This window comes from Nitrosomonas ureae, assembly GCF_900108305.1.
GTDB classification, from domain to species: domain Bacteria; phylum Pseudomonadota; class Gammaproteobacteria; order Burkholderiales; family Nitrosomonadaceae; genus Nitrosomonas; species Nitrosomonas ureae_B.
This window is the reverse complement of sequence record NZ_FNUX01000018.1, coordinates 47,156-58,794: the sequence shown is the minus strand read 5'-3', so window position 1 is coordinate 58,794 and position 11,639 is coordinate 47,156. Positions and strand designations below refer to the sequence as shown.

Sequence of the window (11,639 nt, the reverse complement as noted above, 5' to 3'; positions counted from 1 at the left end):
CAGCGCCATTTTAACATCTTCGGTCGCTATGATCACTAACATACAGTGCATTTATAACTAATATCAAATGCTTAAGGGTTTTTCAGAATCGACTAATTAGTTGCTGTAGCCATTTTCTTTGAACCAGCTAACTGCATCCCTAATAGCTTCACGTGCCGGGCGGTATCGATAACCTAATTCATGTTGTGCTTTTTTACTGGAAAAGAACATCAATTTCTTTGCCATGCGAACGCTATCCAATGTTGCGCGGGGTTCTGAGTGCGTGAGACTTGCAATTTTTTCCATGCACCATGCCATAGGTAGCATGACACTAATAGGTATGCTGATACGATTCTTTTTTACACCATTGATTTCATCGATGGCTTGCAAGATTTGCAGTAGACTCATATCATCGCCTCCCAGTATGTAGCGTTCTCCCGGCTTTCCGTGCTGGTATGCGAGTAAATGGCCATGTGCGATGTCATCAACATGAGCAATATTTAGGCCGGTATTCACATAGGCAGGCATGCGATCCAGGAGTGTATCCAATATAATGCGCCCGGTTGGGGTGGGACGAATATCTCCGGGACCTACCGGAGCCGAAGGGTTAACGATAGTTAAGGGTAAATGGTGTTCATCAGTTAATTGCTTCACAATTTGTTCGGCAAGATATTTGGAGCGCTTATAGTATCCGGTAATTGCGGAAATGTCTGATATAGTTTCTTCGTTAGCCGGTGATCCATCGGGATTTAGGCCCAGTGCCGCTACACTGCTGGTATAGATGATACGTTTTATGCCTTCCTGATGTGCAGCCATAATGAGGGCACGCGTTCCATTGATGTTGATGTCATACATGGTTTCGGGATCAGGAACCCAGAGGCGATAATCAGCCGCGACGTGAAAAAGATTATCGCAACCATGAACTGCATGTTTAAGGGATTCATGGTTACGTAGATCACCTTCTGAAATTTCAACCGCAAAACGCTCAAGATTTCTCCGATCACTGTTCGGTCTGACCAAAACCCGAACATCATGACCGGCCGTTAGCAGGCATCGCATAACCGCCGAACCTAGAAATCCAGTTGCTCCTGTAACCAATGATTTCATATTATTGTAATTGCTTAGTTAATTTCTGATAGTGCTGCTTGGTGTGAGCTAGCTTTAGGGAGATTTCTGGAAGTATACTTGAACAATAGCTTGAGCATCCAATTGTGACTGGCGAACAAACTAGTGGTTAGGATGGTTGCTTTAACACTACGGCGACTGATCTTGACTTGCGCTCCTTCAGAAAAATTCCGGTGTCGATTTATTTTATTAAGCGTCAAGATGGCCATGCCGATTGCCCATAAACAAAATCGGCGGATGCCTTTCTCGTGCGGAGGGATTAGACTGGTGTAGATCAGGGCGTTAAGTAGATGTCCTTTAGCCACTCCCAATAGTTCTGCCAATCCAGCTTGAAATTTAGTATCGTTCGTACCAGGCTGTAATTTGCCGAGGTTAAATCCATTTTTAAGAAAAATATCTTGTGGCAACCAGCAGGCACCCCGTTTACGGTCATCCCATATATCTTTGAGAATATTGGTCATTTGTAGCCCCTGCCCAAATGATACGGCAAGTTTCATCAAGACGGGTTTGTGCGCATTGATTTCCGTTGAGTAATCACAGAATAACTCGGTTAACATTTCACCGACAACGCCTGCAACGTAATAACAATACTGATTCATCGCGGATAAATCTTTGAGCCCTTCCAAAGACTCAGTTTCCTGATAGTCTGCCATACCTTGCGCCATGATTCTGACGCATCGTTCCAGTGCCTTACGCTGTACGGGATTAAAACTGTGCGTGATACGAATCACTGCGGGAGTATTTTTAATCAAGTCATGTTCGGCAGGAATGGTTTGGTTAGAAAGGAGAGGGTACAATTTTAGTGAGAATTCCTCCGCTGATGCATTTCCACATACTACTTCGGCAAACATGTCCGATAATTCCCGGGTTTGTTCTATCGTCAGAGCATTGTCATCTTCAATCGTATCCGTGATACGGCAAAGCAGATATGCATTGCCTATGATGCGTCGTAAAGCCTCGGGTAATTGTGGGATGGTTAATGCAAAAGTGCGCGAGACACCCTGCAGAATGTAGTCTTGATATTGTTCATCGTTGATGCGAGAGTGGCTTGTCATTGCAGATTTATCATAAACAGTACAGCGTGATAACTAATAATAAATGTATCTTCTGATTCATGCTACTTACTATGATAGGGTTTTCTCGTTAGAAAATAACTGATCAATCGTTTCACGTTGCCGGATAATGTGGGTAGTATCCTTGTCTACCATGATTTCAGCAGCGCGCGGCCGCGAATTGTAATTTGAGCTCATACTCATGCCATATGCACCGGCTGACATGATAGCCAAAAGATCACCATCGATCAGACCGATCCGACGATCATGACCTAAAAAATCACCAGTTTCGCATACAGGTCCCACGATCTGATAATCTTTGATTTCTCCAGAATTTTTGTTAACGGGTAAAATTTCATGATAAGCATCATAAAGTGCTGGACGCATCAGATCGTTCATTGCCGCATCAACAATTGCAAAGTTACGTGCAGGTGTATGTTTTAAGTATTCAATGCGTGTCAGAAGAGTGCCTGCGTTACCCACCAGAGATCGGCCTGGTTCAATTAGGAGGCGTTGTTTTATTTGATGCGTGCTGGTACAAAGCGCGGAAACATAATCACTAATCGATGGCAGAATTTCATCGCTATAGCGGATGCCTAATCCTCCACCTAAATCCAGGTGCTCAATCTCCAGATTTTGCGCTTGAAGACTATCAAGTAGGTGGAGCATTTTTTTACTGGTTTGCATGAAAGGCTCGAGTTCTGTCAACTGCGAGCCAATGTGACAATCCAAGCCGATAAAACGAATATTGGGATATAAGTGCGCGGATTTATAAATCCTTTCAGCTTCACGGGCAGGAATACCGAATTTGTTTTCTTTGAGGCCGGTGGAGATGTATGGGTGTGTTTTGGCGTCGACATCCGGATTTATACGTAAACTGACCGGTGCAAGCTTGTCCATGTCTTTGGCAATCCTATTTAAAGCAATTAATTCAGCTTCAGATTCTACATTGAAACATAAGATATTGACTTCTAGAGCCATACGCATTTCATGCGCACTTTTTCCAACACCGGAAAAAACTGTTTTTCCGGGATCTCCGCCAGCTTTAATGACGCGCTGCAATTCCCCGCCGGATACAATGTCGAACCCGCTGCCAAGTTGGGCGAAAAGATTGAGTATGGCAATGTTTGAATTGGCTTTAACTGCAAAACAAATCAGATGATCACGATTTGCAAACGCTGTATCGAATTCTTGATAAGCCTTGGTCAAGGCTGACCGTGAGTAGACATAGCATGGTGTTCCGAATTTTTCAGCAATCTGTTTTAGAGGCACTGATTCAACACAGAGTTCGTCATCGTGGTAGGTAAATTCCGGAAAACCGCTCATTTTCTTTCAATTTCACTTTCACTTGATGTCATACGATTAGCTTCATCAGTTTGAGGAAGAAAAAGCGGACCTTTATGACCGCATGCACTTAAATAATAAGCTAAGAAAATGGCAGCACAGATTAAACGCATGAATAAACCTTAAATGATAATTTACCGGATACTATCATAAGCGAATGACGAATTAATCGAACTTGCGATTAATTTTGGCAATCGTATTAGGTTAAGTGGGAGGTAGTTCTACGATCAGCCAGTTTACTAATTCATTAATCAGTTTATTGCTTGCAGAACTTAGGGCAAATACCGCGCCTGCGGCATCAGCGGAAGGGGTGCTTTCTGTAGCACTGAAATCTTTTTGAGCAAATAGCTTGCGAGAGTTATATTCAATTAAGCTAACACGAATGCTAACCACGGCATGGCTAGAGTCAGCTGCATCGAACAGCTGAATAAATTCGTTCAGTTCAATTTGCAAAATATAGTCAGGTTTTACTATGCCGCTGTCTCTTATGACTTGCTCAGGTGTGCTGGTAACGATACGGTTACGTATCTGTTGAGTGAGCAATGTAGCAGGTGTCGCTATCCAGCGGCTATTAGCATAAGCGTATGATTGCGAGGGATTATGATAAATCAACCGATAATGGATAGCAGTATTATCCAGCCAGGTGAGTGTTGCCGCATCAGCAATTAGCAAGCTTTTTCGGTGTAGATGTGGTTGATCCGGTACTTGTTCAATGAGTGGTAAATGCTGCATGCCAAAAGCGTAAGTCGATATCGCGAGTTGAGGTTTATGCAATCCAGTGCAACTCGTGAGTAAAAAAATAGTGAAGATCAACAATAGCATTTGCTTCATGGTTTATTTTCTGTGGGTGGAATGAAACCGGTTTCGCCCGGACCAGGTGATGACGGGGAGCGGCCAAAGATCAAGCTCTGTGGGTTTTCTTCTAATTGATGAAGCACTTTATCCAAGTTACTGGAGTTACGTAATAGGCTGTTACTCAATTTTCGCAATTCAGGGATAGTAGTGGCGAGTTCCTGGGTGCTTTGCGACAAGCTATCAAAAATACCTTCTTTTTCATTGGCTTTGGCTACTGTAAGATTGAGCTCGCCCAGCAGTTGATCCAAACGTTTGACCAAGGTACCTGATTCTATGGTTAATTCAGTAAATGAGCTTAACACCGGTTGTAAGTGGCCAGCAATATCGTCAAAATTTTTGGTTGCTTTATCGATATTTTGTAAAATTTGTGAGATATGACTCTGGTTTTGCTCATTCAACAAATGATGCATCTTTAATACTAACTTATTGACATTAGTTAGCAAATCCTGACCGGAGCCGGTGACTTCATCCAGTAATGATCGGCGCATTGGAATTCTCTCATCACTCAGTATCTCATTATTCACGCCATCGTCGTTTAGCTGAATATAAGCGAGTCCTGTAACACCCTGGTAGCCTAATTGTGCATAAACACTTTTTCTCAGGATAACATTCTCGTTGACTGCAATATGGATGAGTATTTGGTGTGGATTATCAGGATCAAATTGAATTTTTTCCACTTTACCAATATTTACGCCGCGATAGTGCACGGCAGATTGAGGATTCAGCCCACTCACCGATTCCTTGGTTACCACGAGATAATCTGTGCGTTTGGTGCTGTTGCCGCTGAACCACATGGCGACCAAGGCCACAGAGATACTCAATAAAATAACAAAGATGCCGGCTATAAGGGCATGGGCACGGTTTTCCATGTTTGCTCCGAGTGATTTTTTTGCTCGATTTTATGCCGTATGCTTTTAAAAAAACTGGTAATGAATGGGTGTTGAAAGCGGCATATCTCATCCAAGGTACCTGTCACGATAACTTGTTGATCGGCCAGCACGGCAATACGATCAGACAATGCCACAAGTGTTTCAAGGTCATGGGTAACCATAACAATTGTGAGATCCATTTCATTGCGTAAAGCAAGAATCAATTCCACAAAACTTTCACTCAGCTCGGGATCCAAGCCTGCTGTAGGTTCATCGAGAAATAATACTTTTGGATCCAATGCCAGTGCGCGGGCTAAAGCGACGCGCTTGATCATTCCACCGGATAGGGCTGCCGGCATCTTATTGGCGTGTTCCGGTTCAATTGCCACCATATTGAGTTTAACCATCACCAAATCACGAATCATGTCTTCATTGAGTATATGCAACTCACGCAAGGGCAGTGCAACATTATCAAACACAGTCAATGCACTAAATAATGCCCCTTGTTGGAAAAGCACACCGGAACGGCTTCGTATGATTTTTTCTTGAAGATTGAAGCTGGCATCGTTACGGGAATGGCCGAAAATTTTTACCGTACCCTGGGAAGGTTGCTCTAATCCCAACATATGACGCAGCAAAGTCGTTTTTCCACTACCCGAGCCGCCGATCAAAGTCAGAATCTCGCCGCGATACACATTTAAATTGACATCGCGATGAACATCATGATTACCATAGCGGGTGTGTAATGATTCAACCTCAATAATACATTCCGGTTCCGTCATGAATCTAAGGAAGCCCTACGTCAGAGAAGAGTACTGCAAAAATTGCATCAATAATGATTACCATGGTGATGGCGGTTACGACAGAAGTGGTGGTACCCTCACCCAGACTTTCAGTATTTGGTTTAATTTTTAGTCCAAAATGGCATGCAATCAACGCTATCATTATTCCGCATACAACTCCTTTTCCTAATCCTAACCACAAATTTCCAATCGGCACAGAATCTGGTAGCGCAGTAATGAAATAGTGATAGTGCAAGCCCAGCTGTATTTCTGCCGCAACCATGCCGCCTAATAATGCCACTGCACTGGTCCACATGACCAGCAGCGGCATTGCAATGCCAAGACCCGCAACTTTGGGTAGGACTAATCGTTGACTATGGGAAATTCCCATGACAGTCAAAGCATCCAGTTCCTGAGTTACACGCATGACGCCCAGTTGCGCCGTCATCGCTGAACCAGAACGACCGGCTACCAGTATTGCCGCCAGCACGGGGCCTAGTTCGCGAATAATGCTAATTCCCAGTATGTTGATAATGAAGATATCGGCACCAAATACTTGTAATTGTTTGGAAGAGAGATAACTTAACACAATCCCGATTAGAAATCCCACCAATGCGGTGATACCCAGTGCCTGAGCACCGGTTCTGTATAGATTTGCAGAGATTTCCCGCCAAGGAATATAAGCAGGATGCCGGATTAAGTAAATCATATCAAGCAGTAGCTGACCAACCAATGCAATCAAATCCACGGAATGCTGCCATAACACCAGTACCAGTTTTCCTAAGGTAGTGATTGGCCAGAGTAAGTCCCGGTGTTTGATTCCTGACTGAAGGGTGGGCAGCCGTTCTAACCGTTCGAACATCTTTTCATGTTCGGGGCGTAGTTGTAAATGCTCGGGACGCTTGGTTTTCCATACGCGCCAGAGCAGGATGGTGCCAGCAGTATCGATTTGGTCAATACCCGTTAAATCCCAATAGAGATTCTGATTTTTAGCCTCACGGGACAGCCCATCTTCCAACGTTTTCAGCAAGGATCCCAGTGCCGCTAAAGTATAGCTGCCCGTCAGGAGAATGTGAGGAGAACCATCTTTAGTACACAGTTGATACCAGTGATTCATTGTTTTTTAAGAGTAATGAACAGATATTAATTTGGGCGTGGCCTATTTATAGAAATACCAAATATATTTAAAAACGATCGAGGTTAATCTAATACTCACAAGAAAATTTGTGCTTCTTGATTAGACTGCGTAGATTGCAAATCTACGTAAAACAGAAGATGCCATTGTATAGGATTATGACAACCAGAGTGGTTTAATCAGGCTCATTATGCTACTGACAAACATTCAGCAAGCTTACTTGGTTTGCGCTACCGCAGCGCGAGCTAATGCTGGGTTATCGGAAAAATATTTCTTTATCCCCAGAAACATTGCATCCGCCATTTTGTTTTGATAGTCGCCGCTGCGTAATTTTACTTCTTCTTTGGGATTGCTGAGGAAAGCGGTCTCCACCAGAATTGAAGGAATATCCGGTGATTTGAGTACCGCAAAACCAGCCTGCTCTACATTCCTTTTGTGCAGGTGATTGATACTACCAAGTTGTTTCAGTACATACTCGGCCAATTTAACGCTATCGTTGATGGCGGCATTGAGTGACAGGTCCAGCAGCAATTCTTTGATATCTTTTGATTTCGATGTGATGTCAATTCCCCCCATCAAATCACCGTCAACGCTGTTTTCCTTGTCGGCGAGCCAACTGGCCGTAGTTGAAGTTGCGCCATGCTCAGATAAGGTGAATACCGAAGAACCATGAGCGTGTGACTTCGGATTGGCGTCTGCATGTATTGATACGAACAAATCGGCATTGGCGCGCCGTGCGATTATCCGTCGCTGCGGAAGCGAAATATAATGATCGCCATCCCGTGTTAGAACAGCCCGCATACTGGGATCTTTATCAATTTTTTCCTTAAGTTTTCTGGCAATTGCCAGCGTAACATCCTTCTCGTAAGTGCCCTGTTTTCCGACCGCCCCGGGATCCTTGCCACCGTGACCGGGATCAATTGCTACAACGATAATCCGCGGCGCCCTGCTTTTTTGTGGTGTCGAATTGGGTTTGCGGTATTGCGCCGCTTGAAAACTGCCTGGTTGTTCAGCTTGCTTCACAGGTTGCGGTTGGAGTCTGGGGGAGGACGGAGGAACAACCCGGATCAGGTTGGATTCTTGTTTGCTGCTGTCTTGTATTAATGAAGCTACCAATTCATCCAGAGTATCCGTTTCAAAATTTGCCTTGACAGCAGCAGGATGGGTACGAGTGTTCAAATCCGCTTTAGCCGCTTTGTGCGGATGATAAATATCCAATATCAATCGATAAGCAAAATTTTCTTTGGGCGGTACAACAAATGTACGAGGAACGACGTGCGCTTTAAGATCAAATACCAGCCGGATAACGTGCGGAGTAAATTGACCGATACGGATATTTTGCACAAAAGGGTCGATAGCATCCACTTTCTGGGGCAAGGCATGCAGTACCGGATTAAGCTTGGTATTGTTTAGATCAATAACCACGCGGTGCGGGTTATCCAGCATACTCAGCTCATATTCAAGCGGCCGATCGGATTCAAGGGTGATGCGTGTATAGTCAGGAGTCAATCCAACGCGAACGGATTGAACAGTGGCATCCGCAGCCAGCGTGGATTGACTTAACAGCATCCAGCAACAAAAAAAGATTAGTATCAGCGATGGCAGAAAAACACTTTTCACGTTCGCATTACTGCAGACGCTAAAATATGCCATCAGGTACTTTTTTCTGTAGTCCAATGTGTCAGGCATTGTTTTCCTGTCTCTGTACTGCTCCGGATTTCAATATTTCTGCCCGAATCAAGTATGTTAAGAAAGCACTGCAGGTCGGCGCTTGGCAATAAACTCCCTGCTTTTTCAGGCCATTCCACCAAGCAAATCGAATCTGAATTAAAATAATCGCGGAAACCTGCTTCTTCCCATTCCGAATAATGATTGAATCGATAAAAATCAAAGTGATACAAGTATAACCCAGAGATTTTGTAGATTTCAACTAAATTATAGGTAGGGCTTTTGACGATATGCGAGTATCCAAGGCCGTGTAAAATACCCCGGGTTAAAGTGGTTTTACCGGCGCCTAGATTACCAAGCAGATGAATTATCAAGCCAGGGTGTAAGCAAGTTGCTAATCTTTCACCGAATTTCAAGGTTTCTGCTTCATCGGCAAGATAGTGCGTATGGCTTTGTATTGATTCAGAATCTGTCGAATGAACGCTATGCAAGAGAATACCTCAACAAATAAAATATCTGATTTTGCGGCCTTGGCAGTTGTCATTAAAACATGGGGCAAGGAACTGGGTTTTCATGATGTCCGTATCGCCGATGCGAATGCGGATATCGCTGTAATCGAATCCGGTTTTTTCTCATGGCTGGATAAAGGATATCACGGCGAAATGGATTATATGGCGAAACATGGCACCAAACGCACCCGTCCCGCCGAACTTGAACCTGGAACACTGCGAATTATTTCCGTGTGCATCAATTATGCGCCACCTGCCGTCAAAAACAGCTGGGACGTGATCCACTCAGGTGAGCGCGCATTTGTTTCACGCTATGCACTGGGACGAGACTACCATAAGGTTCTGCGTTCCCGGTTGCAAAAATTGGCGGATAAAATGACAGCGGAAGCAGGTGCGTTCAATTATCGGGTATTTTCCGATAGTGCGCCGGTGATGGAGGTGGCGTGGGCGCAGAAAGCCGGCCTGGGTTGGCGCGGTAAGCATACTTTGCTGTTGTCGCGCCAAGCGGGTTCGATGTTTTTCCTCGGTGAAATGTATGTCGACCTGCCGCTCCCCGTTGATGAAGAAACTGAAAATTATTGTGGCAGTTGCAGCCGATGTATCGATATTTGTCCGACACAAGCTATTGTTGCACCGTATGAAGTTGATGCGCGGCGCTGTATTTCCTATTTGACCATTGAATTAAAAGACAGCATTCCCGAATCGTTACGTCCGCTCATTGGCAATCGTATTTATGGCTGCGATGATTGCCAGTTGGTGTGTCCGTGGAATAAATTTGCCCAAATCACTAACGAAAATGATTTTCATGTGCGCAATGGATTGGATGATGTATCGTTGATTGAATTATTTAGCTGGGATCAAGAGACATTCGAAGCTAAATTGGCTGGCAGTGCGATTCGCCGTATTGGTCATATACAGTGGCTACGTAATATCGCGGTTGGCTTGGGGAATGCGCCGTACTCGGCGGAAATCGTCCAGGCGTTGCAAGCGCGGTTAAATGATGCTTCAGTTTTGGTGCGGGAACATGTGCAATGGGCATTACAACAACAGGATATGAAACGAACAGAACAGCAACAGAGGACATATGATGAATGAACGATCCGTTATCGGCACGCCGCTGAGTCCGTCAGCGACCAAAGTCATGCTGCTGGGCAGTGGCGAACTCGGCAAGGAAGTGATTATCGCGCTGCAGCGTCTGGGTGTGGAGACCATCGCGGTAGACCGCTATGCCGATGCGCCGGGGCATCAGGTGGCGCATCGCGCGCATGTGATCAACATGGCGAATGGTCAGGCGCTTCGGGTGCTGATCGAGCGGGAGCGTCCGGATATCATCGTGCCGGAAATTGAAGCTATCGCGACCGATATGTTGATAGAAATCGAGCGAGCGGGGATTGCGACCGTAATTCCGACTGCGCGTGCCGCTAAACTTACGATGAATCGCGAAGGAATTCGCTGTTTGGCGGCGGAAACACTGGATTTGCCCACTTCACCTTATGCCTTTGCCAATAGTCTGGATGAACTGCGCGTGGCAATTGATGGCAAGATCGGCTATCCCTGTATCGTAAAACCGGTGATGTCCTCTTCGGGCAAGGGACAGTCGCGTATCGAAAATGCAGATGAAATTGAAGCGGCATGGCATTACGCTGCGAGTGGCAGCCGGGTGAATCAAGGGCGGGTGATTGTCGAGGGAGTGATTCATTTTGACTACGAAATCACGCAACTGGCGGTACGTGCGCTGGGTGCAGATGGGAGCGTGAAAACGCATTTCTGTGAAGCGATCGGTCATGTGCAGGTGCAGGGTGATTATGTGGAAAGCTGGCAACCGCAGGGAATGTCACCGATAGCATTGGAACGCGCACGTGAGATGGCTAAGAAAATTACTGATGACCTGGGCGGTTTAGGCGTTTTCGGTGTGGAATTGTTTATTAAAGGCGATGAGGTCTGGTTTAGCGAAGTCAGTCCGCGGCCGCATGATACCGGCATGGTGACCATGTGCAGCCAGAAACAGAGCGAGTTTGATTTGCATGCGCGTGCCATCCTGGGATTGCCGGTGGATACCATCTTGTTGGCGCCGGGTGCCAGCGCGGTGATTTATGGTCAACTGGAAGCGCAAGGCATTGCATTCTCTGGCGTGATTGAAGCGCTTAGCGTGCCGCATAGCGATTTACGCTTGTTCGGCAAGCCGGGATCATTCCAGCGCCGGCGCATGGGCGTTGCGTTGGCGAATGGCGTTAACACGGACGAAGCGCGAAGCCGTGCTAAACTTGCGGCCAGCCGGGTGATGCCTGTCAAAGTATAAATAAGCAAAATAACCAATAACT

Annotated in this window: 11 protein-coding genes; 2 read left to right on the top strand and 9 right to left on the bottom strand. The window is 45.5% G+C overall.

Translation table 11 applies throughout. The features are described 5' to 3' along the window. Window positions 1-96: 96 nt before the first annotated feature. From hpnA to tsaE, 9 genes are all read right to left on the bottom strand, one after another. Complete coding sequence (gene hpnA, locus C4S39_RS10475) at window positions 97-1,086, bottom strand: hopanoid-associated sugar epimerase (protein WP_103966951.1); 990 nt, start codon at window positions 1,084-1,086, stop codon at window positions 97-99. A gap of 14 nt (window positions 1,087-1,100) precedes the next feature. Continuing rightward, the gene (locus tag C4S39_RS10470) at window positions 1,101-2,159 is read right to left on the bottom strand and encodes a phytoene/squalene synthase family protein (protein WP_103966950.1); all 1,059 of its coding nucleotides are present in this window, start codon (window positions 2,157-2,159) and stop codon (window positions 1,101-1,103) included. Between the two features lie 69 nt (window positions 2,160-2,228). Then, window positions 2,229-3,482, bottom strand: coding sequence for a diaminopimelate decarboxylase (gene lysA, locus C4S39_RS10465; RefSeq protein WP_103966949.1), 1,254 nt, complete (start codon window positions 3,480-3,482; stop codon window positions 2,229-2,231). A 222-nt stretch (window positions 3,483-3,704) separates the two neighbouring features. After that, on the bottom strand, window positions 3,705-4,331 hold the full coding sequence (locus C4S39_RS10460) for an ABC-type transport auxiliary lipoprotein family protein (protein ID WP_103966948.1): 627 nt from the start codon (window positions 4,329-4,331) through the stop codon (window positions 3,705-3,707). Beyond that, the gene (locus tag C4S39_RS10455; RefSeq protein WP_103966947.1) at window positions 4,328-5,224 is read right to left on the bottom strand and encodes an MlaD family protein; all 897 of its coding nucleotides are present in this window, start codon (window positions 5,222-5,224) and stop codon (window positions 4,328-4,330) included. Before C4S39_RS10455 ends, C4S39_RS10460 begins: the two co-directional genes overlap by 4 nt. After that, window positions 5,197-6,006 (bottom strand): ABC transporter ATP-binding protein, encoded by an 810-nt coding sequence (locus tag C4S39_RS10450; RefSeq protein ID WP_103966946.1) that lies wholly within the window; start codon window positions 6,004-6,006, stop codon window positions 5,197-5,199. The genes C4S39_RS10455 and C4S39_RS10450 overlap by 28 nt, the downstream gene beginning before the upstream one ends. Before the next feature lie 4 nt (window positions 6,007-6,010). Further along, window positions 6,011-7,123 (bottom strand): MlaE family ABC transporter permease, encoded by a 1,113-nt coding sequence (locus C4S39_RS10445; protein ID WP_103966945.1) that lies wholly within the window; start codon window positions 7,121-7,123, stop codon window positions 6,011-6,013. 234 nt (window positions 7,124-7,357) lie between these two features. Further along, on the bottom strand, window positions 7,358-8,830 hold the full coding sequence (locus C4S39_RS10440; protein WP_103966944.1) for an N-acetylmuramoyl-L-alanine amidase: 1,473 nt from the start codon (window positions 8,828-8,830) through the stop codon (window positions 7,358-7,360). Next, entirely contained in the window at window positions 8,794-9,300 is a 507-nt protein-coding gene (tsaE, locus tag C4S39_RS10435) for a tRNA (adenosine(37)-N6)-threonylcarbamoyltransferase complex ATPase subunit type 1 TsaE (protein WP_103966956.1), read from the bottom strand. The genes C4S39_RS10440 and tsaE overlap by 37 nt, the downstream gene beginning before the upstream one ends. Between tsaE and queG the strand changes: the two genes are divergently transcribed. Beyond that, the gene (gene queG / locus C4S39_RS10430; RefSeq protein WP_103966943.1) at window positions 9,295-10,413 is read left to right on the top strand and encodes a tRNA epoxyqueuosine(34) reductase QueG; all 1,119 of its coding nucleotides are present in this window, start codon (window positions 9,295-9,297) and stop codon (window positions 10,411-10,413) included. The two genes, tsaE and queG, sit on opposite strands and share 6 nt — an antisense overlap. Next, window positions 10,403-11,617: a formate-dependent phosphoribosylglycinamide formyltransferase gene (gene purT, locus C4S39_RS10425; protein WP_374953030.1), complete on the top strand. Its 1,215-nt coding sequence runs from the start codon at window positions 10,403-10,405 to the stop codon at window positions 11,615-11,617. Before queG ends, purT begins: the two co-directional genes overlap by 11 nt. The last annotated feature ends 22 nt before the right edge of the window (window positions 11,618-11,639 follow it).